Annotated in this window: 18 protein-coding genes; 10 read left to right on the top strand and 8 right to left on the bottom strand. The window is 59.3% G+C overall.

Annotated elements, in window-relative coordinates; translation table 11 throughout:
- Nucleotide 1: 1 nt before the first annotated feature.
- The 10 genes from BLW22_RS24885 (at nt 2) to BLW22_RS24930 (ending at nt 14,825) form a co-directional block, all read left to right on the top strand.
- On the top strand, nt 2-1,441 hold the full coding sequence (locus tag BLW22_RS24885) for a sigma-54-dependent transcriptional regulator (protein WP_065925302.1): 1,440 nt from the start codon (nt 2-4) through the stop codon (nt 1,439-1,441).
- A gap of 696 nt (nt 1,442-2,137) precedes the next feature.
- The gene (locus BLW22_RS24890; RefSeq protein ID WP_027605381.1) at nt 2,138-3,541 is read left to right on the top strand and encodes a polynucleotide adenylyltransferase PcnB; all 1,404 of its coding nucleotides are present in this window, start codon (nt 2,138-2,140) and stop codon (nt 3,539-3,541) included.
- A gap of 2 nt (nt 3,542-3,543) precedes the next feature.
- A complete protein-coding gene (folK, locus tag BLW22_RS24895; RefSeq protein ID WP_074847623.1) occupies nt 3,544-4,041 on the top strand; it encodes a 2-amino-4-hydroxy-6-hydroxymethyldihydropteridine diphosphokinase in 498 nt (165 codons plus the stop codon).
- Nucleotides 4,042-4,255: 214 nt separating this feature from the next.
- Nucleotides 4,256-5,056 carry a 3-methyl-2-oxobutanoate hydroxymethyltransferase gene (gene panB, locus BLW22_RS24900; RefSeq protein ID WP_065925304.1) on the top strand — a complete coding sequence of 267 codons (801 nt, stop codon included), beginning with the start codon at nt 4,256-4,258 and terminating at the stop codon, nt 5,054-5,056.
- Nucleotides 5,053-5,904, top strand: a complete 852-nt coding sequence (gene panC, locus BLW22_RS24905; RefSeq protein WP_074847624.1) for a pantoate--beta-alanine ligase — start codon at nt 5,053-5,055, stop codon at nt 5,902-5,904. Before panB ends, panC begins: the two co-directional genes overlap by 4 nt.
- Nucleotides 5,905-6,127: 223 nt before the next feature.
- A complete protein-coding gene (gene pgi, locus BLW22_RS24910) occupies nt 6,128-7,792 on the top strand; it encodes a glucose-6-phosphate isomerase (protein WP_027605377.1) in 1,665 nt (554 codons plus the stop codon).
- Nucleotides 7,793-7,897: 105 nt separating this feature from the next.
- Nucleotides 7,898-9,835: an acetate--CoA ligase gene (gene acs, locus BLW22_RS24915; RefSeq protein ID WP_065925306.1), complete on the top strand. Its 1,938-nt coding sequence runs from the start codon at nt 7,898-7,900 to the stop codon at nt 9,833-9,835.
- Between the two features lie 15 nt (nt 9,836-9,850).
- Entirely contained in the window at nt 9,851-10,720 is an 870-nt protein-coding gene (locus BLW22_RS24920; protein ID WP_065925307.1) for an oxygenase MpaB family protein, read from the top strand.
- A 67-nt stretch (nt 10,721-10,787) separates the two neighbouring features.
- Nucleotides 10,788-11,804 carry a class I SAM-dependent rRNA methyltransferase gene (locus BLW22_RS24925; RefSeq protein WP_074847625.1) on the top strand — a complete coding sequence of 339 codons (1,017 nt, stop codon included), beginning with the start codon at nt 10,788-10,790 and terminating at the stop codon, nt 11,802-11,804.
- 87 nt (nt 11,805-11,891) lie between these two features.
- Nucleotides 11,892-14,825: a DUF748 domain-containing protein gene (locus BLW22_RS24930; protein ID WP_074847626.1), complete on the top strand. Its 2,934-nt coding sequence runs from the start codon at nt 11,892-11,894 to the stop codon at nt 14,823-14,825.
- A 169-nt stretch (nt 14,826-14,994) separates the two neighbouring features.
- On the opposite strand, the gene BLW22_RS24935 is transcribed toward BLW22_RS24930, so the two are convergent.
- The 8 genes from BLW22_RS24935 to rimP all read right to left on the bottom strand — a co-directional run bounded on the left by BLW22_RS24935 (nt 14,995) and on the right by rimP (nt 24,609).
- On the bottom strand, nt 14,995-15,615 hold the full coding sequence (locus tag BLW22_RS24935; RefSeq protein WP_027605372.1) for a BON domain-containing protein: 621 nt from the start codon (nt 15,613-15,615) through the stop codon (nt 14,995-14,997).
- 294 nt (nt 15,616-15,909) lie between these two features.
- Nucleotides 15,910-18,015: a polyribonucleotide nucleotidyltransferase gene (gene pnp, locus BLW22_RS24940; RefSeq protein WP_027605371.1), complete on the bottom strand. Its 2,106-nt coding sequence runs from the start codon at nt 18,013-18,015 to the stop codon at nt 15,910-15,912.
- Nucleotides 18,016-18,210: 195 nt separating this feature from the next.
- Entirely contained in the window at nt 18,211-18,480 is a 270-nt protein-coding gene (gene rpsO / locus BLW22_RS24945; protein WP_003176135.1) for a 30S ribosomal protein S15, read from the bottom strand.
- 115 nt (nt 18,481-18,595) lie between these two features.
- Nucleotides 18,596-19,513, bottom strand: a complete 918-nt coding sequence (gene truB / locus BLW22_RS24950) for a tRNA pseudouridine(55) synthase TruB (RefSeq protein WP_003176136.1) — start codon at nt 19,511-19,513, stop codon at nt 18,596-18,598.
- Nucleotides 19,514-19,516: 3 nt separating this feature from the next.
- Nucleotides 19,517-19,912 (bottom strand): 30S ribosome-binding factor RbfA, encoded by a 396-nt coding sequence (rbfA, locus tag BLW22_RS24955; RefSeq protein ID WP_029298974.1) that lies wholly within the window; start codon nt 19,910-19,912, stop codon nt 19,517-19,519.
- Nucleotides 19,913-20,071: 159 nt separating this feature from the next.
- Nucleotides 20,072-22,594 carry a translation initiation factor IF-2 gene (gene infB, locus BLW22_RS24960; protein WP_065925310.1) on the bottom strand — a complete coding sequence of 841 codons (2,523 nt, stop codon included), beginning with the start codon at nt 22,592-22,594 and terminating at the stop codon, nt 20,072-20,074.
- Nucleotides 22,595-22,621: 27 nt separating this feature from the next.
- Nucleotides 22,622-24,103: a transcription termination factor NusA gene (gene nusA, locus BLW22_RS24965; RefSeq protein ID WP_003212187.1), complete on the bottom strand. Its 1,482-nt coding sequence runs from the start codon at nt 24,101-24,103 to the stop codon at nt 22,622-22,624.
- Nucleotides 24,104-24,150: 47 nt separating this feature from the next.
- Nucleotides 24,151-24,609: a ribosome maturation factor RimP gene (gene rimP, locus BLW22_RS24970; protein WP_003235029.1), complete on the bottom strand. Its 459-nt coding sequence runs from the start codon at nt 24,607-24,609 to the stop codon at nt 24,151-24,153.
- Between the last annotated feature and the right edge of the window lie 84 nt (nt 24,610-24,693).

Genomic DNA, 24,693 nt, shown 5'->3' on the forward strand with positions numbered 1-24,693 from the left:
AATGCCGCACATTTTGATCGTCGAAGACGAAACCATTATCCGCTCTGCCTTGCGTCGCCTGCTTGAACGTAATCAATACCAGGTCAGCGAAGCCGGCTCGGTGCAGGAAGCACAAGAGCGTTTCAGCATCCCCACGTTCGACCTGATTGTCAGTGACCTGCGCCTGCCCGGCGCACCGGGCACCGAGCTGATCAAGCTTGGCCAGGGCACCCCGGTGCTGATCATGACCAGCTATGCCAGCCTGCGCTCGGCGGTTGATTCCATGAAAATGGGCGCGGTGGACTACATTGCCAAGCCGTTTGACCACGATGAAATGCTCCAGGCCGTGGCCCGCATCCTGCGCGACCGCCAGTCAGCCAGCAGCGCGCCTGCCGAACAGCGCCCCGCCGGCAAGGCCACCAACGGCGCCGACAAACCGGGAGTCGACAACAGCAACGGCGAAATCGGCATCATTGGCTCCTGCCCGCCGATGCAGGACCTGTACGGCAAGATCCGTAAGGTCGCGCCCACCGACTCCAATGTATTGATCCAGGGCGAGTCAGGCACCGGTAAAGAACTGGTGGCCCGCGCCCTGCACAACCTGTCCAAACGCGCCAAGGCGCCGATGATTTCGGTGAACTGTGCGGCGATCCCCGAATCCCTGATCGAGTCCGAACTGTTCGGCCACGAGAAAGGCGCTTTTACCGGCGCCAGCGCTGGGCGTGCGGGCCTGGTGGAAGCGGCGGACGGCGGGACGTTGTTCCTTGATGAAATCGGTGAGTTGCCGCTGGAGGCCCAGGCGCGACTGCTGCGTGTGCTGCAGGAAGGTGAGATTCGCCGTGTAGGCTCGGTGCAATCGCAGAAGGTTGACGTACGCCTGATCGCGGCCACCCACCGCGACCTCAAGAGCCTGGCCAAGATCGGTCAGTTCCGTGAAGACTTGTATTACCGCCTGCACGTGATCGCGCTCAAATTGCCGGCCCTGCGTGAGCGCGGTGCCGACGTGAATGAGATCGCCAACGCATTCCTGCTGCGCCAGAGTGCGCGCATCAACCGTACCGACCTGACGTTCGCGCCGGACGCCGAGCAGGCGATTCGGCATTACTCGTGGCCGGGTAACGTGCGGGAACTGGAGAATGCGGTCGAGCGTGCAGTGATCCTGTCGGAAAGCCCGGAAATTTCCGCCGAGCTGCTGGGTATCGATATTGAGCTCAGTGACTTGGAAGATGACGATTTCATTGGCCTGGCCCCGACACAGGGCGGCGCCAGCAATACCAGCCATGAGCCGACGGAAGATTTGTCACTGGAAGACTACTTCCAGCATTTCGTCCTTGAGCATCAGGACCACATGACCGAGACCGAGCTGGCACGCAAGCTGGGCGTGAGCCGCAAGTGCCTGTGGGAACGCCGCCAGCGCCTGGGCATTCCACGGCGCAAGACCGGGGTGGCCAGCGAAAGCTGAGGGTGCGCCTCCACAGGTAACACCCTCAGATGTGAAAAAACTGTTACCGCGGATATTTCGCGTAACAAAAGCCGGGGCTTACGGTAACGAAGCCCCGGCTTTTTTTTGCCCCTCAAAAACCAAAAAACACCTCAACCCCCCGGTTTTGCTTGGCGACGCAAAAGTTGGCACGCACCCTGCTATATGCTTAGTACAACAACAATAACAAGCTTTGTACAAGACAATAAAAATAAGACGAATCGACTCACGCATAACAAAAACAACACGGCGGAGGCGCAGCTAACTGATTCTTTTGGAGAGGCGTTGCATTTGGGGCTTGCCCCGCAACCAGGCCGAGAACAACAAAAACTGCCCTAAGGCAGAGCCTGAACTGGTTGGATCGTAGATCAGCAACACAGCGACCAAAGCAATCCGTTTGCTCTTGACTCCCAATTGGGAGGGTCATGAAGGTGAAGCTTCATGGCGAGGGCGATCAACAAAAACAAGAAGCCCGAAATCAATAATAAAAATAGAGCACGCAACTACTTCTGGGGGAGCTTCGGCTCCCCTTGTAGTTTCCGGGATTTGACGATTTAAGGCTTATGGCGCAACGCCGAAGCTTGTTCCTACACCATCCCCTGACTAAATGCTAGAATCCCCGCCCATCATGCGGTCATTCTTCGTTATGGCCGAACATTCCTTCAAACAGTGCATCCCATGCTGAAGAAGTTGTTCCAGTCATTCCGTTCTCCCTTGCGTCGTACGCAACACAAACGCAGCACGCCTGAAGTGCTCAACAGCAGCCAGCATTCGTTGCAGCGCGCTCAATTCAGCCGTTATGCGGTGAATATCGTCGAACGGTTGCAGAACGCCGGTTACCAGGCCTACCTGGTGGGCGGTTGCGTACGCGACATGCTGCTCAATATCACGCCTAAGGATTTCGACGTCGCCACCAGTGCCACGCCTGAGCAAGTGCGTGCCGAGTTTCGCAATGCGCGAATCATCGGTCGCCGCTTCAAGCTGGTGCACATCCACTTTGGTCGCGAAATCATCGAGGTCGCGACCTTCCGTGCCGGCCACCCGCAAAACGATGAAGAGGAAGACACCAATCAGTCCTCCCGCAACGAGAGCGGGCGCATCCTGCGCGACAACGTCTATGGCACCCTGGAAGAAGACGCACAGCGCCGCGACTTCACCATCAATGCCCTCTATTACGACCCGGTCAGCGAACGCATCCTCGATTACGCCAATGGCGTACACGACATCCGCAATAACCTGATCCGCCTGATCGGCGACCCGACGCAGCGCTATCAGGAAGACCCGGTGCGCATGCTGCGGGCCGTGCGCTTCGCCGCCAAGCTCAACTTCGGTATCGAGAAACACACCGCCGCACCGATACGCGAGCTGGCACCGATGCTGCGGGAAATCCCGTCCGCGCGTCTGTTCGAAGAAGTGCTCAAGCTGTTCCTCTCCGGCTACGCCGCCGACACCTTCGAAATGCTGGTCGACTTGCAGTTGTTCGACCCACTGTTCCCGGCCAGCGCCGAAGCACTGGAGTACAACCCGACTTATACCCACACGCTGATCAGCGAAGCCTTGATCAATACCGACCTGCGCATCAAGCAGAACAAACCGGTCACGCCGGCGTTCCTGTTTGCCGCCCTGTTGTGGCCGGCCCTGCCCAAGCGCGTACTGCGTCTGCAGGAACGTGGCATGCCGCCGATCCCGGCCATGCAGGAAGCCGCTCACGAGCTGATCGCCGAACAGTGCCAGCGCATTGCTATCCCGAAACGTTTCACGATGCCGATCCGCGAGATCTGGGACATGCAGGAACGCCTGCCGCGCCGCAGCGGCAAGCGTGCCGACCTGCTGCTGGACAACCCGCGCTTCCGTGCCGGCTACGACTTCCTGCTGCTGCGTGAAAGCGCCGGTGAGCAGACCGACGGCCTGGGCGAATGGTGGACCGACTATCAGGATGCCAATGACAGCCAACGCCGCGACATGATTCGCGACCTCGGCAGCAAGGGTGATGGCGAAGGCGCAGGGCCGAAGAAGCGTCGTCGCAGCGGCACCAAGCGCAAACGCAGTGCTGCCGATGCCTCGGGCGCTGCGGGCGAATAAACGTGGAACGCATCTACATCGGCATGGGCAGCAACCTGGCAGCCCCGGACCAGCAATTGCGCAGCGCTATCCAAGCGCTGGCGCAATTGCCAGACACTTGCGTCGCGGGTGTGTCCGCCTTTTACCAAAGTGACTCCCTGCTCCCGGGCCAGCCGCGCTACACCAACGCAGTTGCCGCCCTGGACAGCCGCCTTGCGCCACTTGACCTGCTGGACGCGCTGCAAGCCATCGAAAACGATCAGGGCCGCGAGCGCCTGGAGCGTTGGGGCCCTCGCACCCTTGACCTGGACATTCTGCTGTTTGGCGATCGCCTGATCGACGAACCGCGCCTGAAGGTGCCCCACTATCAGATGCACCTGCGTGCATTTGTGTTGTATCCGCTGGCCGAACTGGCACCTGCCGCATTGCAATTGCCGGATGGCAACCCCCTCAGTGCCCTGCTTGACGCCTGCCCGTTTGTCGGCCTGGAACGGCTCCCGGTTGCTGAATCGCGTCAGTAACAGCGGTAACACCGCCATCGTAACAATGCGGTAACACATCCAATTGACTTCCCGTGTCCTCCTCACGACTATAGGCGTCCCGCTGCCGCCAACCCGGCAATGAAGGGCGCAATCCAGGCCTTATAAGCACTGCTCTCAAGACAGTGCGCCTGTATAAACGAAGACTCACGCGCGTTACTCGCTGTTTCCAAGCGCCTGAACGAGGACCCTTTTCATGCCAGACATTACCCTGACCACCTTGCAGAGCCTCAAGCTCAAAGGTGAAAAAATCACCATGCTCACCTGCTATGACGCCACCTTCGCCCACGCCAGTTGCCAGGCCGGGGTTGAAGTGTTGTTGGTAGGCGACTCCCTGGGCATGGTCCTTCAAGGGAATGACAGCACCCTGCCCGTCACCACCGATGAACTGGCCTACCACACCGCCAGCGTCAAGCGCGGGAACGACGGCGCATTCATAATCGCCGACCTGCCGTTCATGGATTACGCCACCGTCGAGCAGACCTTCCTGAACGCCGGCAAACTGATGCGTGCCGGTGCACACATGATCAAGGTAGAGGGCGCCGTATGGCTCGCCGAGTCGATTCGCCTGCTGGCTGAACGCGGTGTGCCGGTCTGTGCACATATGGGCCTGACACCACAGTCCGTGAACATCCTCGGCGGCTACAAGGTGCAAGGCCGCAACGAAGCCCAGGCGCGCCAGATGCGCGCCGATGCCATCGCCCTGGAGCAGGCGGGCGTCGCGATGATCCTGCTCGAATGCGTGCCCAGCGAACTCGCGGCAGAAATCACCCAGGCCGTTAAGGTGCCGGTGATCGGTATTGGCGCGGGCTCGGCCACCGACGGCCAGGTGCTGGTGCTGCACGACATGCTCGGCCTGTCGATTACCGGCCGCGTGCCAAAGTTCGTGAAGAACTTCATGACTGGCCAGGACAGCATCCACGCGGCATTGAGTGCCTACGTCGCCGAAGTCAAAGGCGTGACCTTCCCAGGCGCCGAACACGGATTCTCTGCATGAACACCGTAAAAACCGTACGCGAACTCAGAGCCGCCGTCGCCCACGCCCGCAAGGCCGGCAAACGCATCGGCTTCGTGCCCACCATGGGTAACCTGCACAGCGGACATGCCAGCCTGGTCAGCAAGGCTGTGCAGCAGGCGGACTTTGTCGTGGCGAGTATTTTCGTCAACCCACTGCAATTTGGCGCCGGCGAAGACCTGGACAAGTACCCTCGCACCCTGGCCGCCGATCAGGAAAAGCTCCTGCAGGCCGGCTGCAACCTGCTGTTCGCGCCAACCGTCGAGGAGATGTACCCCGGCGGCATGACCGGCCAGACCCGCGTCAGCGTCCCGCAATTGTCCGAAGGCTTGTGCGGCGCCAGCCGTCCCGGGCATTTCGAAGGCGTGGCGACCGTGGTCAGCAAATTGTTCAACATGGTCCAGCCGGACATGGCTGTATTTGGCCAGAAGGACTACCAGCAACTGGCCGTGATTCGTGCCATGGTCCATGACCTGAACATGCCGATCCAGATTATCGGCGAGCCCACCGTACGCGCCGATGATGGCCTGGCGCTGTCCTCGCGCAACGGTTTTCTCAGCGAAGAACAACGTGCGATCGCGCCGGTGCTGTACCGCAGCCTCAGCCAGATTGCCGCAGCCATCAAAAGCGGTGATCACGACTTCGCCAGGCTGCGTGCCGAACAGGTGCAGCAGATCGAGGCTGCCGGGTTGCGCCTGGATTACCTCGAAGTGCGCCAGGGCCTGCACCTGCGGGCCGCTACGGCGGAGGATCGGGATATTGTGATTCTGGTGGCGGCCTTCCTAGGCACGACCCGCCTTATCGACAACCTGCATCTGACCCTCGACTGACCCCTCTGAACACCCCGCCGATTGCCCTGATCGCTGTGCCGGTATAAAAAAGTACCGGCCACAGCGCAGACAAAGCCAAGACATATCGACACGCTAGGTTTAATGTAATCGCCCTGCGCTATGGTTAGCGCTGTCTGGAACCCAATCCTTGAGATAAGACTGGATGTTCCGGGCTTTGAAGTGTCCTAAAGGCAGTCCCCGTAATAAAAGGAAACCCGCAGCGATGGCGTACTACCGCACCCCTCATGACGTTACCGCTCTGCCCGCCTGGCAAGCGCTCAACCAACATCGCCAAGCCATGCAGGATTTCAGCATGCGCGAAGCGTTCAATGCCGATCCCCAGCGCTTTTCCCAGTTCACCTTGAGCAGCTGCGGACTTTTCCTCGATTACTCGAAAAACCTGATCACCGGCGAGACCCGCGACCTGCTGGTGGGCCTTGCCAACGAAGTGGGTCTTAAAGACGCAATCAACTCGCTGTATGCGGGCGAGCCGGTCAACTCCTCCGAAGGCCGCCCTGCCCTGCACACCGCCCTGCGTCGCCCGGTGGGCGACAAGCTGTCGGTCAATGGCGTGAACATCATGCCGGACGTGCACAAGGTGCTGAACCAGATCACCGACCTGGTCGGCCGCATCCACGACGGCCTGTGGCGTGGCTACACCGAGAAGCCGATCACCGATGTGGTGAATATCGGCATCGGCGGCTCGTTCCTCGGCCCGGAGCTGGTCTCTGAAGCGCTGTTGTCCTACGCCCACAAAGGCGTGCGCTGCCACTACCTGGCGAACATCGATGGCAGCGAATTCCATGAGCTGACCATGAAGCTGCGCGCCGAGACCACGCTGTTTATCGTCTCGTCGAAATCCTTCAACACCCTGGAAACCCTGAAAAACGCCCAGGCCGCCCGCGCCTGGTACCTGGCCCAGGGTGGCTCGGAAGCCGAGCTGTACCGCCACTTTATCGCCGTGTCGAGCAACAACGCGGCCGCCGTGGCCTTCGGTATCCGCGAAGAAAACATCTTCCCGATGTGGGACTGGGTGGGCGGCCGTTATTCGTTGTGGTCGGCCATCGGCCTGCCAATCGCCCTGGCCATCGGCATGTCCAACTTCAAGGAACTGCTGTCCGGTGCCTACACCATGGACCAGCATTTCCAGAACGCGCCGTTCGAACAGAACATGCCGGTGCTGCTGGGCCTGCTGGGCGTTTGGTACGGCAACTTCTGGGGTGCGCAGAGCCATGCGATCCTGCCGTACGACCACTACCTGCGTAACATCACCAAGCACTTGCAACAGCTGGACATGGAATCCAACGGCAAGAGCGTGCGCCAGGACGGCAAACCGGTGTCCACCGATACCGGCCCGGTGATCTGGGGTGGCGTCGGCTGCAACGGCCAACATGCTTATCACCAGTTGCTGCACCAAGGCACCCAACTGATCCCGGCCGACTTCATCGTGCCGATCGTCAGCTTCAACCCGGTGTCCGACCACCATCAGTGGCTGTACGCCAACTGCCTGTCCCAAAGCCAGGCACTGATGCTCGGCAAGACCCGCAGCGAAGCCGAAGCCGAGCTGCGCGACAAGGGCATCCCGGAAGACGACGTGCAGAAGCTGGCACCGCACAAGGTGATCCCGGGCAACCGTCCGAGCAACACGCTCGTGGTTGAACGCATCAGCCCGCGTCGCCTGGGCGCCCTGGTTGCGATGTATGAACATAAAGTGTTCGTGCAAAGCGTGATCTGGGGCATCAACGCCTTCGACCAATGGGGCGTGGAGCTGGGCAAGGAGCTGGGCAAGGGCGTATACAATCGCCTCACCGGCGCCGAAGAAACCTTGGCCGAAGACGCTTCGACCCAGGGGCTGATCAACTACTTCCGCGGCCGTCACCGCGGCTGATGCAGGCACCGCAAGGCCAACGTCCGTTTGGACGTTGGCCTTGAACCCTCTCCATACAGGGTGCATCTTTATGACTTGTCGCAAAAACAAGAATAAGGATCGCTCATGTTCGATATCAGCACGTTTCCCACCGCCGATGCCGTCCGCCGGGCTGCGCAACTCAGTCAAGAGGACTACCAGCGCCTCTATCGCCAATCCATCGAACAGCCGGACACGTTCTGGGCCGAGCAGGCCAAGGGCTTTCTCGACTGGATAACACCGTGGCACACCGTCCAGCAGTCAGACATCCAGACCGGTGCCGCCCAATGGTTTGCCGGTGGCCAGTTGAACGTCAGCTACAACTGCATCGACCGTCACCTGGCGCAACGCGCCGATCAGCCGGCCTTCATCTGGGAAGGTGACGATCCTGCAAAATCTTCCAAAATCACCTACCGCCAACTGCACCAAAACGTCTGCCGCCTGGCCAATGTGCTGAAAAGCCGTGGCGTGAAAAAGGGCGACCGGGTGTGTATCTACATGCCGATGATCCCGGAAGCGGCCTACGCCATGCTGGCCTGCACGCGGATTGGCGCGGTGCACTCGGTGGTATTTGGCGGGTTCTCACCGGACGCCCTGCGCGACCGCATTCTGGACGCCGACTGCCGCACCGTGATCACAGCCGATGAAGGCGTGCGCGGTGGTAAGCCGGTGGCGTTGAAACAGAACGTCGACAAGGCCCTGGCCAGCTGCCCCGACGTCAGCACGGTGCTGGTGGTACAACGCACCGGCGCACCGGTGAGCTGGAGCGAAGGCCGCGACCTCAAGTATCAACAGGCCCTGGATGCAGCGAGCGACGATTGCCCTCCCGAACCGATGGACGCCGAAGCCCCGCTGTTTATCCTCTACACCTCCGGCAGCACCGGCAAGCCCAAGGGTGTGCTGCACACCACGGGCGGCTACCTGCTCCAGGCGGCAATGACCTTCAAGTACGTACTCGATTACCGCGACGGTGAGGTGTTCTGGTGCACCGCCGACGTGGGTTGGGTCACCGGCCATAGTTACATCGTGTACGGGCCGCTGGCCAATGGCGCGACCTCGCTGATGTTCGAAGGTGTGCCGAGCTACCCGGACAGTTCGCGCTTCTGGCAGGTCATCGATAAACACCAGGTGAATATCTTCTACACCGCTCCCACCGCCTTGCGCGCGTTGATGCGCGAGGGTCACGCCCCGCTGGAGACGACCTCCCGCGCCAGCCTGCGTCTGCTGGGCAGCGTGGGCGAACCGATCAACCCGGAAGCCTGGGACTGGTACTTCAACGCGGTGGGCGAACAGCGTTGCCCTATTGTCGATACCTGGTGGCAGACCGAGACCGGCGGCATCATGCTCAGCCCGCTGGTCAGCGCCCAGCGCATCAAACCAGGTTGCGCCACCCAGCCGATGTTTGGCGTGCAGCCCGTGCTGCTGGATGAACAAGGCAAGGTCATCAGCGGTGCCGGCAGCGGCGTACTGGCGATCAAGGCCAGCTGGCCGGGGCAGATTCGCAGCGTCTACGGCGACCCGCAGCGCATGGTCGACACCTATTTCAAACCCTACCCCGGTTACTATTTCACCGGTGACGGCGCGCGCCGCGATGAGGACGGCGACTACTGGATCACCGGGCGTATCGACGATGTGATCAACGTGTCCGGCCACCGTATCGGCACCGCCGAGGTAGAAAGTGCGTTGGTACTGCATGACCAGGTGGCCGAGGCTGCCGTGGTGGGCTACCCCCACGACGTCAAGGGCCAGGGCATCTACGCCTTTGTCACCCCCATGAATGGCGTCGAACCCAGCGAGGCGCTGAAAAAACACCTGCTGGAACTGGTCAGCAAAGAAATCGGCAGCTTTGCCAAGCCGGAACTGATCCAATGGGCACCGGCCTTGCCGAAAACCCGATCCGGCAAGATCATGCGCCGGATTTTGCGCAAGATCGCCTGCAACGAACTGGACAGCCTGGGTGATACCTCGACCCTGGCCGACCCCAGCGTCGTCGACGGCCTGATCGACAAACGCCTGAACCGCTAGGAAACCCGAGTCGCCATGGAATTTATCCGCAGCCGTATCGAAACCCAGTTGATGAGCCTCACTGGCTTGTCACTGGGCCAACTGGACCTGGAAAACCCCAAGGGCGATCCGGGCCTGTTCGGGCCGGACTCGGTCAGTTGGCAAGTCCATGGTGACTTCAGCAGCATGCTCATCGGCGGCATCAGCGCCTTGATGCTGCAAGCCTTGCACCCATTGGCCCTGGCCGGCGTGTGGGACCATTCGAATTTTCGCCAGGACATGCTTGGGCGCCTGCGCCGTACCTCGCAGTTTATTTCCGGTACCACGTTCGGCGCGCGCAAAGACGCCGACTGGCTGATCGAAAAAGTGCGCACCATTCACCTGCAGGTGGTGGGCCATGCCCCGGACGGGAGGCCTTACGCGGCCAGCGATCCAGCGCTGCTGACCTGGGTGCATGTGGCGGAGGTGAGCAACTTTCTTGCTGCCCACTTGCGCTATCGCAACCCGCACCTCTGCGGCCGTGATCAGGACCGTTACTACAGCGAGATCGCCGTCGTCGCAGAACGGCTCGGCGCGCAGGATGTGCCGCATTCACGCCAGGAAATTTCCGATTACCTTGAGAATATCCGCCCGCAATTGCTGTGCGACGAGCGCAGCCGCGAAGTGCTGCGCCTGTTGCTGAACGCGCCCTCCCCCAGCCTGTTGGCCAAGCCTTTTGGTGCCTTGATGATGCAAGCCGGGATCGACCTGCTGCCGGACTGGGCCAGCACCCTGCTCGATCAGCACCAGGGCCCGCTGCAACGCCGGATGATCCGCGCCGGGGTCAAGCGCAGCGCGCCGTTGTTGCGCTGGGCGATGCGCAATGGTTCGGTGCAGCGTGCACACCGGCGGATGGGGTTGATGTAGGCAACGCGCCATAGCTGCTAAACTCCGCGCCCTCATTACCCCCATTTACCTAAGCAAGGCGCGCTCCATGTCTCCCTTGAATCAGGCGCTGCGCGCCGCCCTCGATCATCGCCAGGATCTGATCAGCGAACTGCACGCCCAGGGCACCGATTGCTATCGGCTGTTCCATGGCAGCCAGGAAGGCGCCGGCGGCCTGACCATCGACCGCTACGGCCCGCAGTTACTGGTGCAAAGCTTCCATCAGTCGCTGGAAACCGCCGACCTGCTGGAGCTGCACCAACTGGTCAACCAGCACATGGGCCTGGAGTTGCTGCTGGTCTACAACGACCGCTCCCGCGGCAACTCGCGGGTCGATCGCGAAGATTCGGTATACCGCGCCGAACCTGCCGCGCTGGAAGACCTGGTCGGCCACGAATGGGGCCTCAATTACCGTGTCCGTGGGCGCCACGCCGGCCAGGACCCACTGCTGTTCCTCGACCTGCGCAATACCCGCGGCTGGGTCAAGGGCCACAGCGCCGGCAAAAGCGTACTGAACCTGTTTGCCTACACCTGTGGGGTGGGCCTGAGCGCCGCTGCCGGGGGTGCGCGCGAGGTATGCAACCTGGACTTCGCCGAGGGCAACCTGGCGGTGGGGCGTGAAAACGGCCAGCTCAATCCACAGCTTCCTACCATGGAGTTCGTACAATCGGACTACTTCCCGGCGATTCGCCAACTGGCCGGGCTGCCGATCACCCAGCGTCGCGGGCAAAAACTGCCGAGCTATCCGCGCCTGGAGCAGCGTCAATATGACCTGGTGTTGCTCGACCCGCCGGCCTGGGCCAAGAGTGCCTTCGGTACCGTTGACCTGTTGCGTGACTACCAGAGCCTGCTCAAGCCGGCACTGCTCGCTACAGCCGACAATGGCGTGCTGATCTGCTGTAACAACCTGGCAAAAGTCAGCATGGAGGATTGGCGTGAACAGGTGCTGCGTTGTGCGCAAAAGGCTGGGCGTCCGGTGCGGGACTGGAAAATCATGACGCCCGGCGCGGACTTTCCCTCACAAGATCAACAGCCACCGCTGAAGACTCTGATACTTCAACTGTAAGCAGCATCCTAAAGGCCCGGTTCTTCGGAACCGAAAACCCGTGCCATACTCCAAGGCACTCCTGTTTGACATAGATGGCGCCGCCCCATGCCCAAAGGATTGATTCGCGCCGCTGGCGCCTTGTTGACTGCCCTCGCGTTGTACAGCTTGCTGGGCTTTCTGATTTTGCCTGGCATCGCCCTTCGCATTGCCAACCAACAGTTGGCCAATTACGCCACAGTGCCGGCACACATCGAACGGATCGAACTTAACCCGTTCAGCCTGGAAGTAACGGTATGGGGCTTGAAGATCGGCGAGCCCGGTAAGGAACAGGTAGGTTTCGAACGGCTTTACGCCAATCTGCAGGCCGATAGCCTGTGGACCCGCGCCCTGCACCTGGCGGATGTGCAACTGGACAAGCCCAGGACCGAGTTGTTGTTCGACAAGTCAGGCCAGCTGAATCTGGCGCAGTTGTTCAAGCTGCCACCGAGCGAGCCGACCCCGGCAGACCCTGACGCCAAGCCGTTCCCGCTGCGTGTCGACAGCATCAAGCTGGCTGGCGGTTATTTGCATTTCCAAGACCTGCGTCCCAGCGAACCCATCGAATTCCTCTACGACACCCTCGACTTCGAACTGAAGAATCTCAGCACCCTGCCGGAAGACAATGCGGACATGACCTTGGTCGCCGCCGGCCCTGAAGGCGGGCAGATCGACTGGAAAGGCAACTTCAGCCTGGTGCCGATCACGTCCGAAGGTACGCTCAAAGTCACCGGCGGCAAGATGAAAGCCTGGTGGCCTTATGTGCGTGACGCCTTACCCCTGGTACTTGAAGACGGCGTGCTCAACTTCAGTACTGAATACAGGTTCAGCCTGGCCAAAGAGACCGAGCTGAACCTGACCAACACCGCAGCCAGCATCGCACCGTTCGCGATCAAGGCTCCGGATGGCCGGCCGTTGGTGCGCCTGGAGCGTTTGGACGTCAGCGAGACCACGGTGGACCTGGCCAAACAGCAGGTGGTGGTGGGCAAGATCCGCAGCAATAAACTCGAGACCTGGGCGGCTCGTGAAGCGGATGGGCAACTGGACTGGCAAAAACTGTTCGCCGGCCAGCCGAACAAACCGGCCAAGGCGCCGGAGCCTGCGACTGCACCCGCCACGGCCGACTCGCCAAAGCCTGCGCCCGTCGCCCCAAGCAAGCCCTGGCAAGTGCTGCTCAAGGATGTACAGCTGCGCAACTACCAAGTGCACTTGGCCGACCGTCAGGCCAAACCTGCGGTGGCGCTGGAGCTCGGCCCGTTGAACGTCGACGTGCAGAACTTCGACAGCCTCAACCAGAGCCCCTTTACCCTGAAGGTCGACACCGGCCTGGGCAAGCAGGGCAAGATCCAGGCAACCGGCACGGTCAACCTCAACCCGGTCAGCGCCAAGTTGAAGGTCAATACCAAGGACATCGACCTGCGAGTCGCCCAGTCCTATATCAGCCCGTTTATCCGCCTGGAACTGCGCAGTGGCATGCTTGGCAGCGACCTCGACGTGAACCTGAAAAGCACCGATCCCCTGGCGCTGCAGATCACCGGCCGAGCGCAGGTTGACCAGTTGCATACCCTCGACACCCTCAAGACCCGCGACTTCCTCAAGTGGCAGCGCCTGGTGCTCGAAGGCGTGAACTACCAACACGGCGACAGCCTGTCGATCGACAAGGTCAACCTGCTACAGCCCTATGCGCGGTTCATGATCAACGATGACCGCACCACCAACGTCGACGACTTGCTGATCCCGCAGCCGGCCGACAGTGGCGCCAAATCGTCAGCCAAACCTGCCGCGAGCAAAGACAAGCCGCTGGGTATCCATATCGGGCAGATTGCGATCAACGACGGTTCGGCCAACTTCGCCGACTTCAGCCTCACCCCCAACTTCGCCACTGCGATCCAACAGCTCAATGGGCAGATCGGCACCATCGACAGTCGCCAGGCCAAGCCGGCGAGCGTTGACATCAAGGGCAAGGTGGACCGTTATGCACCGGTGACCATCAAAGGCAGCGTGAACCCGTTTGACCCGATGGCGGCGCTGGACATCGCCACCAGCTTCAAACGTGTCGAGCTGACCACCCTGACGCCTTACTCGGGCAAGTTCGCCGGTTTCCGCATCCGCAAGGGCCGCCTCAACCTTGACCTGCATTACGTGATCACCAAGGGCCAGTTGAAGGCTGAGAACAAAGTGGTGGTCGAGCAATTGCAACTGGGCGAAAAAGTCGACAGCGCCGATGCCGTGGACTTGCCGATTCGTCTGGCAATCGCCTTGCTCAAGGACAGCGACGGCAAGATCTCCATCGAACTGCCCGTATCCGGTGACCTGAATAACCCGCAATTCAGCGTGATGCCCATTGTGTGGCAAACCCTGCGCAATCTGGTGGTGCGGGCGGCCACTGCGCCGTTCAAGTTTATTGGCGGATTGGTCACCGGAGGCGGAGCGGAGGACTTGGGTAGCGTGTCGTTCGCGGCAGGCTCCAGCGAGTTGAACAAAGACGCCGAAGGCGCTCTCAACACCTTGGCCAAAGCCTTGAAAGAACGCCCTGCCCTACGCCTGGAAATCGAAGGCACGGCCGCAGCCAGCAGCGACGGCCCATTCCTGGCGGCCCAGCGGCTGGAGCGGGAATACCAATACAACTACTACAAAATGCTGCAGCGCCGTGGCGAGAAAGTCCCGGCCCAGGCGTCCTTGCTGGAAGTCCCTGAGAGCGAAAAAGCCCCCTTGCTCGAAGGTATTTACCGCACCCGCTTGAAACAGCAGCCTCCGGCAGAATGGAAGGACCTGAGCAGCAGTGACCGCTCGGCCAAGTTGAAAGAGGGCGTGATCAAGTTCTGGAGTGGCAGTGACGTGCTGCTGCGCCAGTTGGGCCAGGACCGTGCAAGCACGATCAAGGACTACCTGGTGGATAAAGCCCAGCTGGAGGACGACCGGGTTTACTTCATTGACGCGCAACTGGGCCAGGCAGAGAAAGACGGTCGAGTGATAACGCCGATGCACTTGGACGCCGAGTAGGCGCCGCTGGCGCATTACTTTCCCGCCCCAATAGAACAGGCCCCGACACAGAAGTGCCGGGGCCTGTAATGACCACATCCGTGTGGTCGGTCGCATGAAACTTAGAGGTGCATTGAGTGGATATCTAACTCACGCGCCGCCGCCGCTAGTTCAGACGAGTGCTTGAGCGTTACTCTGCTTTCAGGCCATCGGCCGATACAGCTTTAACGCCTTTGATTTTCTTGGTGATGTTCACCGCGGTCGTTTTCTGTGCCTCGGTCACAGCGACCGAAGAGGACAGGGAAACTACACCCTTGTTGGTTTCGACTTTAATGTCGGTGCCAGGAATGCCTTTCTCGGTGACCAGGTCAGCTTTGACTTTGGTGGTGATCCAGGTATCGGAGGTTGCGCCTTTGGCGTCAGCCGCTGCACCTTTGGTTTTGTCGATGTTGTCTGCCTTGGTAGCGCCGCCAGCCAACAGGCCGTCAGCCGAAACTGCGGTAACACCTTTGATTTTCTTGGTGATCGCTACGGCAGTTTCTTTCTGCGCGTCCGAAATGGCTACGGTCGAAGACAGGGAAACCACACCTTTGTTGGTCTCAACCTTGATGTCCGAACCAGGAATGCCTTTTTCGGTCAGCAGATCGGATTTAACTTTGGTGGTGATCCAAGTATCCGAAACGCTTTCTTTTGCCTTGGTGGCTTCACCGGCCGCCAGAGTCATTGGAGCTTGGGAAGTCTGGGCAAAGGCCACGTTAGCACCCATGGCCAGGGTCAGAGCGGTAGCAGTAGCGAGAGCGAACTTCTTCATACGAGTAACTCCTGTTTTATTAAAAGTCTGCAGTGTGTGAACCTTGATGCTGCAGCGTTAACAGGGTTATTGCAGGCAGTGTGCCAAGTCTCTAGCGCAGATTAAATCCTTAAAAATCATATACTTATCAAAATAGCCGAATTTCGAAATCGTGCAACTTGCATGAACCTGATCGTGCCTGCATGCAAGTTGCGGCTTTTGCGATTTACTAAGCGTCTGATTTTTCGGCATTTTCCTTCAGGCGTAAAAAAAGGACTCCGAAGAGTCCTTTTTTTCAGCGTGAGCCTGGGGTAATTAAACGCCCGAAGCCTTGGCTGCTGCAACGTCCTTGATGGACAGCTTGATACGGCCGCGGTTGTCCACGTCCAGTACCAGCACTTCGACTTCCTGGCCTTCTTTCAGAATGTCGGTCACTTTCTCAACGCGAGCGTCGCTCAGCATGGAGATGTGAACCAGACCGTCTTTGCCTGGCAGGATGTTGACGAATGCGCCGAAGTCGACGATGCGCTCAACCTTACCGACGTAGATCTTGCCGATCTCGGCTTCAGCGGTGATGCCCAGGACGCGTTGACGCGCAGCTTCTGCAGCTTCCTTGGTTTCGCCGAAGATCTTGATCGAGCCGTCGTCTTCGATGTCGATCGAAGCCTTGGTCTCTTCACAGATCGCACGAATGGTCGCGCCGCCTTTACCGATAACATCACGGATTTTGTCGGTGTCGATTTTCATCGCGATCATGGTCGGAGCATTTTCCGACAGTTCGGTACGGGACTGACCAATGATCTGGTTCATCTGACCGAGGATGTTCAGGCGCGCTTCCAGGGCTTGGCCCAGGGCGATTTCCATGATCTCTTCGGTGATGCCCTTGATCTTGATGTCCATCTGCAGCGCGGTAACACCTTTGGCGGTACCGGCCACTTTGAAGTCCATGTCGCCCAAGTGGTCTTCGTCGCCCAGGATGTCGGTCAGGATGGCGAACTTCTCGCCTTCCTTAACCAGGCCCATGGCGATACCGGCAACCGGCGCCTTCATCGGCACACCCGCGTCCATCAGCGCCAGGGAAGCACCGCAGACCGAAGCCATGGAGCTGGAGCCGTTGGACTCGGTGATTTCCGACACCACACGGATGGTGTACGGGAACACGTCAGCAGCAGGCAGCATGGCCTGGACCGAACGACGGGCCAGACGGCCGTGACCGATTTCGCGACGACCAGCACCGCCCATGCGACCACACTCGCCCACCGAGAACGGCGGGAAGTTGTAGTGCAGCATGAACGGGTCTTTTTTCTCGCCTTCCAGGGTGTCCAGCAGCTGTGCGTCACGGGCAGTACCCAGGGTCGCAACGACCAGTGCCTGGGTTTCACCACGGGTGAACAGTGCAGAACCGTGAGTCTTCGGCAGAACACCGACTTCGATGTTCAGCGGACGAACGGTGCGGGTGTCGCGGCCATCGATACGAGGCTTGCCGTTAACGATGTTTTCGCGAACGGTGCGGTATTCGATTTCACCGAAGGCTGCTTTGACTTCGCTGGAAGAAGGCTGGCCTTCTTCGCCGGACAGCTTGGCAACAACCTGGTCCTTCAGCTCACCCAGGCGAGCGTAACGGTCGGCCTTGACGGTGATGGTGTAGGCATCGGAGATCGCAGTGCCGAACTCGGAGCGGATAGCGCCCAGCAGTTCGGTGGCTTCGGCTTGCGGAGCCCAGGCCCAGGTCGGCTTGGCAGCTTCGGCAGCCAGTTCTTTAACAGCGTTGATCACAACCTGGAACTCGTCGTGAGCAAACAGTACTGCACCCAGCATCTGGTCTTCGGTCAGCTCTTTGGCTTCCGATTCAACCATCAATACGGCTTCCGACGTACCGGCAACGACCATGTCCAGGCTCGATGCTTTCAGTTGCTCGTAAGTCGGGTTCAGCAGGTAACCGGTGCTTTCGTGGAAAGCAACGCGGGCTGCGCCGATCGGGCCATCGAAAGGAATACCGGAGATGGCCAGGGCAGCCGAAGTACCGATCATCGCAGCGACGTCAGGATCGGTTTTCTTGCTGGTGGAAACGACGGTGCAGACAACCTGCACTTCGTTCATGAAGCCTTCTGGGAACAGCGGACGGATCGGACGGTCGATCAGTCGGGAAGTCAGGGTTTCTTTCTCGGAAGGACGGCCTTCGCGCTTGAAGAAACCGCCAGGGATCTTACCGGCAGCGTAAGTCTTTTCCTGGTAGTGAACGGAAAGAGGGAAGAAGCCTTTGCTTGGGTCGGCGTGCTTGGCGCCAACAACGGTCACCAATACGGTAACGTCGTCATCAACGGTAACCAGCACTGCGCCGGAGGCTTGACGGGCGATACGGCCTGTCTCGAGGGTAACGGTCGACTGACCGAACTGGAATTTTTTGATAACCGGGTTCACGGTGTCCTACCTTCTTTGTGGCTCTTGGGGAACTTGTCTTCTTGCGAAATTCTTGGGCAATGTCGGGAATCGGCCCAACCCTTGTCCAGGGGTAAAACGTGTATCCAGATAAAACTTGAGGCTGGGAGCCTACCATGGGCCAGCGGGAATCCCACTGACACACGGCAGACAACCAACCTCTAGCGCAATCGCTGATTAGCGACGCAGACCCAGGCGACCGATCAGAGCCTGATAACGACCCAGATCCTTGCCTTTCAGGTAGTCCAGCAGCTTACGGCGCTGGTTTACCATGCGGATCAGACCACGACGGGAGTGGTGATCTTTACCGTTGGCCTTGAAGTGACCTTGCAGCTTGTTGATGTTGTGGGTCAGCAGTGCAACTTGCACTTCTGGCGAACCAGTGTCACCAACAGCTTGCTGGTAGTCAGCTACGATTTGTGCTTTTTCTTGAACGTCGAGAGCCATGAGGCAATCCTTTTTTCAGGAAACCACCCAAAGGGCAGTTTCAACAGGCCAGGGACAAATCCCTGTATCTAAAAATGAGTGTTGACCGTGCCTGTTAACAGCCACACTCGTTCGGTCATTCTGACCGAATCAGTCGACGTGGCGCGATGCGCCCGTCTTCGCTCACTTCACCGATACCGATAAAGCGACCGTTATGATCCTGTACCCGCACCATGCCGAACTTCGGGGCATCCGGGGCGCGTACCGGCTGGCCGTTAAGCCAGTAGAACGCGCTGTGTTCCGAAAAGTGCAGCAATGGCCAATCCAGCAAACCGCTGTCCGATGGCATCAGGAAGCGATCAACTGCTTCGTTGCCGCCCTCGGCATGCACGGCTTCCAACTCTTCCAGCGTGACCGTCTGGGCCAGGGTGAAAGGGCCAGCCTGGGTGCGTCGCAGTTCAGCTACATACGCGCCGCAACCGAGCTGTTCACCAATATCTTCCACCAGGGTACGGATATAAGTGCCTTTGCTGCAGTCTACGGCCAAGCGTGCGGTGTCACCTTCACAGGCGAGCAATTCCAAGCGCGCAATAGTAACAGAACGCGGTTCGCGCTCCACTACTTCGCCCGCACGTGCCAGCTTGTAAAGGGGCTGCCCATCACGCTTTAGAGCCGAGTACATCGGCGGTATCTGACTGATTTGCCCACGAAAAGCAGGTAAAGCAGCTTCGATATCAGCACGACCAACGGTCACGTCGCGAACCTGCAAAACATCACCTTCGGCATCTGCCGTGGTGGTGGTCTTGCCCAGTTGCATCAGGGTTTCGTAACCCTTGTCCGAGTCGAGCAGGTATTGCGAGAACTTGGTGGCCTCGCCAAAGCACAACGGCAGTACGCCAGTAGCCAAGGGATCAAGGCTGCCGGTGTGTCCGGCCTTCTCGGCATTGAGCAACCAGCGGACCTTCTGCAACGCGGCATTGGAGGTAAAGCCAATCGGCTTGTCGAGCAGAATGATGCCGCTGACGTTGCGACGGATACGTTTGACCTGAGCCACCGCTTACTCCTTGGCGTCTTCAGGTGTGGACGGATGCTGATTGTCTTCAGCCACGGCGCGCTCGATCAGGGCCGACAGGTGCGCACCACGCACGACGCTTTCGTCGTAGTGGAAGTGCAACTGGGGCACGCTGCGCAGCTTCATTTCACGGGCCAACTGCATGCGCAGGAAACCTGCCGCCGAGTTGAGCACCTTGATGCTTTGCGCGATTTCTTCGCTGTTGTCCTGCCCCATCACGGTGATGAAGATCTTCGCGTGACCGACGTCACGGCTCACTTCTACAGCGGTGATGGTGACCAGGCCAACACGCGGGTCTTTGACTTCGCGACGGATCAGTTGGGCCAGCTCACGCTGCATCTGATCGCCGATACGCTGGGTACGGCTGTATTCTTTTGCCATGTCTTGTTACCTGTTACTGCCACACGGTGAAACCCATGGGGTCTGAAAGCGGCAAACGCCCGGCCTGACAAAAGCCAGACCGGGCGTTGCGTTTAGAGTCCGCACGCTGCGCGGGGCATTTGCATGCCCACACGCGGCGTGGCTCCTGAAGTGCGCGAGTTAGAGGCTGCGAGCAACCTGAACCTTCTCGTAGACTTCGATCTTGTCGCCAGCCTTGACGTCGTTGTAGCTCTTGACGCCAATACCGCATTCCATGCCGGCACGCACTTCGGAAGCGTCATCCTTGAAGCGGCGCAGGGATTCCAGCTCGCCTTCGAAGATAACGATGTCTTCACGCAGTACACGAATTGGACGGTTACGGTACACGGTACCTTCGATAACCATGCAACCGGCGATCGCACCGAATTTCGGCGAGCGGAACACGTCACGAACCTCGGCGACACCCAGGATGTTCTCCCGGACGTCACTGCCAAGCATGCCGGTGAGGGCCTTCTTGACGTCTTCGATGATGTCGTAGATGACGTTGTAGTAACGCATGTCCAGGCCTTCCTGCTCGACGATCTTGCGAGCGCCAGCATCGGCACGCACGTTGAAGCCGAACAGTACAGCGTTGGAAGCCAGTGCCAGGTTGGCGTCGGACTCGGTAATACCACCGACACCGCCACCCACAACACGCACTTGCACTTCGTCGTTACCCAGGCCGTTCAAGGCGCCGTTCAACGCTTCGAGGGAACCACGGACGTCAGATTTGAGGACGATATTAAGCGTCTTCTTCTCTGCCTGGCCCATGTTCTCGAAGATGTTTTCCAGCTTGCCGGCGTGAGCACGGGCCAGCTTGACTTCGCGGAACTTACCTTGACGGAACAGAGCCACTTCACGGGCTTTCTTCTCGTCCGACAGCACGCTCATCTCGTCGCCAGCGTCCGGGGTACCGTCCAGGCCGAGGATCTCGACAGGGATGGATGGACCCGCTTCCTTGATTGGCTTGCCGTTCTCGTCGAGCATGGCACGTACACGGCCATAGTTCGAACCGACCAGCACCATGTCGCCTTGGCGCAGGGTACCGTCTTGAACCAGAACGGTAGCAACCGGGCCACGACCCTTGTCGAGACGCGATTCAACTACAACACCACGACCCGGGGCCGATGGCGTTGCTTTGAGTTCCAGGACTTCGGCTTGCAGCAGGACCGCTTCGAGCAGCTCGTCTACGCCAGTACCGACTTTCGCCGAAACCGAAACGAACGGCGTATCACCGCCCCACTCCTCGGAAGTCACACCGTGAACCGACAGTTCGCTACGGATGCGATCGAGATCGGCGCCCGGCTTGTCGATTTTGTTCACGGCAACAACCAGTGGAACACCAGCGGCCTTGGCGTGCTGGACAGCTTCAATGGTCTGCGGCATTACGCCGTCGTCCGCTGCAACTACCAGGATCACGATGTCGGTCGCCTTGGCACCACGGGCACGCATTGCGGTAAACGCGGCGTGACCTGGGGTGTCAAGGAAGGTGACCATGCCGCGCTCGGTTTCAACGTGGTATGCACCGATGTGCTGGGTGATACCACCGGCTTCGCCGGCAGCTACCTTGGCACGACGGATGTAGTCGAGCAGCGAGGTCTTACCGTGGTCAACGTGGCCCATTACGGTCACGACTGGTGCACGGGAGAAGGTCTCGCCTTCAAACTTCAGGGACTCGGCCAGGGAGTCTTCCAGGGCGGTGTCGCTGACCAGGGTCACTTTGTGGCCCAGTTCTTCGGCTACCAGTTGAGCAGTTTCCTGATCAAGCACCTGGTTGATGGTCGCTGGAGTACCCAGTTTGAACATGAACTTGATGATTTCAGCAGCCTTGACCGACATCTGATTGGCCAGATCGCCAACCGTGATGGTCTCGCCGATCTGCACATCACGCACGACAGGGCCGGTTGGGCTCTGGAAACCGTGGGCGTTGCGTTTCTTCAGCTTGGCCTTGCCGCGACCACCACGACGGAAGCCATCGCTTTCTTCGTCGGTAGTGCGTGGCGCAACGCGTGGAGCAGGCGCTTTCTCTTTGACCGAGGCACGATGCGGAGCGTTTTTACGCTCGCCATCGCCACCACCACTGCGACGATTGTTATCGTCGGCACGTGGTTTGTCCGGACGACGAGGTTCGTCGCGCTTGCGAGCGTCAGCAGCAGGTGCTGGAGCAGCGGCAACCGGAGCGGCCTCACGCACAGTTTCAACAGGCGCGCTAGGTGCAGCGACTGCGTCAGTAGCGGATTGCGCAGCAGCAGGCTGGCTACGCGCTTCTTCTTCGGCGCGACGCTTGGCTTCTTCTTCAGCCTTCTGGCGTGCAGCATTTTCTACTGCGCGACGTTCGTCCATCTCGCGTTTGCGCTCGGCTTCGATTTCTTCCGGGCTGCGCTGTACGAAGACTTTCTTCTTACGCACTTCAACGCTGATGCTCTTGCTACCAGCCACCCGCAGGGTGCTGGTTGTTTTGCGCTGCAATGTAATCTTGCGCGGTTCTTCCACTTTCGCCTTGTGGCTGCTTTTCAAGTGAGTCAGCAACGATTGCTTCTCACTGTCGCTCACATGTTCCTCGGCGGCGGTGTGCGGCAGACCTGCCTCACGCATCTGCTGCAACAGGCGCTCTACCGGTGTTTTGACCTCATCGGCCAGTTGTTTCACCGTGACTTGCGTCATGCACTTCTCTCCTCAGGCCGCGCCTAATTACTCGAACCAATGGGCTCGGGCGGCCATGATCAACTTGCCGGCACGATCATCGTCAATGCCGTCGATGTCGAGCAGATCGTCAATAGACTGCTCGGCCAGGTCTTCGCGGGTAATTACGCCGCGCACCGCCAGTTCCATCGCCAAATCCTTGTCCATACCCTCAAGCGAGAGCAGGTCTTCGGCCGGATGGGCGTCTGCCAGCTTTTCCTCAGTAGCGATGGCTTTAGTCAACAAACGATCCTTGGCCCGAGCGCGAAGCTCGTTGACGGTGTCTTCGTCAAAGCCGTCGATGTTGAGCATTTCTTCCAACGGTACGTAGGCAATCTCTTCCAGGCTGGTGAAGCCTTCATCTACCAGCACCTGCGCCAGGTCTTCGTCGACTTCCAACTCGTCGATGAAGTTGCGCAGGATGTCACCGGTTTCAGCTTGCTGCTTAGCCTGGATGTCCGATTCGGTCATCACGTTCAGGGTCCAGCCGGTCAACTGGCTGGCCAGACGCACGTTCTGACCACCACGACCAATGGCCTGGGCCAGATTGTCTGCGCCAACGGCGATGTCCATTGCATGGGCATCCTCGTCAACGATAATTGCCGCCACTTCAGCCGGCGACATGGCGTTGATCACGAACTGCGCCGGGTTGTCGTCCCAGAGGACGATGTCCACACGCTCACCACCCAATTCGCCCGACACTGCCTGGACGCGCGAACCGCGCATACCAATGCAAGCGCCTTGCGGGTCGATGCGTTTGTCCTTGGAGCGGACCGCGATCTTGGCACGCGAACCCGGGTCGCGGGACGCAGCCATGACTTCGATCAGGCCTTCGGCAATTTCCGGCACCTCGATACGGAACAGCTCAATCAGCATTTCCGGCGCAGTGCGCGACAGGATCAACTGAGGGCCACGGTTCTCGGTGCGGATTTCCTTGAGCAGCGCACGCAAACGCACGCCAACACGGAAGGTTTCGCGGGAGATGATGTCTTCGCGGGCCAGCAACGCTTCAGCGTTGTTGCCCAGGTCGACGATCACATTGTCGCGGGTAACTTTTTTCACGGTGCCGGAGATGATTTCACCCAGGCGCTCGCGATAGGCATCAACGACTTGAGCGCGCTCGGCTTCGCGAACCTTCTGCACAATGACCTGCTTGGCGGTCTGTGCAGCAATGCGGCCGAACTCGATGGACTCGATCTTTTCTTCAACGACATCACCGACCTGGGCGCCTGGGTGCGTTTCAGCAACCTTGCTTGGCCAGGTTTCGATGGCCGGATCATCAAGATCGGCTTCTTCGACGACCGTCCAGCGACGGAAAGTCTCATAGGCACCGGTGTGGCGGTTGATTTCCACACGCAGATCAACTTCGTCTTCAAAACGCTTTTTGGTAGCAGTGGCCAGGGCCAGCTCCAGCGCTTCAAAAATCACGTTTGCCGGTACGCCCTTTTCATTGGATACCGACTCAACAACCAGCAGTACTTCTTTGCTCATCGTACGCCTCGCCTTTCGCAAGCCATTGGATCCGCGGGATCCGCGTCTCAGTCAAAACTGGGAATAATGTTGGCCTTGTCGATCATATCGATCGGCAACAGGAACTCATGGTCTTCTACCTGCACCACGACATCCTGTTCTTCTACACCGCGCAGAAGGCCCTGAAAGTTGCGACGCCCTTCGAACGGGGATCGCAGCTTGATCTTCACTTGTTCACCGGCAAATTTTGCAAACTGATCAATAGTGAACAGTGGGCGTTCCATGCCTGGCGAGGAAACTTCGAGGGTGTATTCAACGGAGATAGGATCTTCAACATCCAGAACACCGCTGATCTGACGGCTGACAATGGCACAATCGTCCACCAGCACGCCGCCCTCTTTATCGATATAAACGCGCAACATTGAGTGGCGACCTTGAGCCGAAAACTCAATACCCCAGCATTCATAGCCTAGGGCCACGACCACCGGGGCCAACAAGGCCTGCAACTCTTCTAGCTTGCTCGACACCTGAACCCCCTCGTGCATGTATGTGCATGCTGTGCAAAATAAAAAAATGGGCGAAACGCCCATCCTTGAAACGCCGTCGAACAG

Origin of the sequence: Pseudomonas marginalis (assembly GCF_900105325.1) — a bacterium.
Lineage (GTDB): Bacteria > Pseudomonadota > Gammaproteobacteria > Pseudomonadales > Pseudomonadaceae > Aquipseudomonas > Aquipseudomonas marginalis.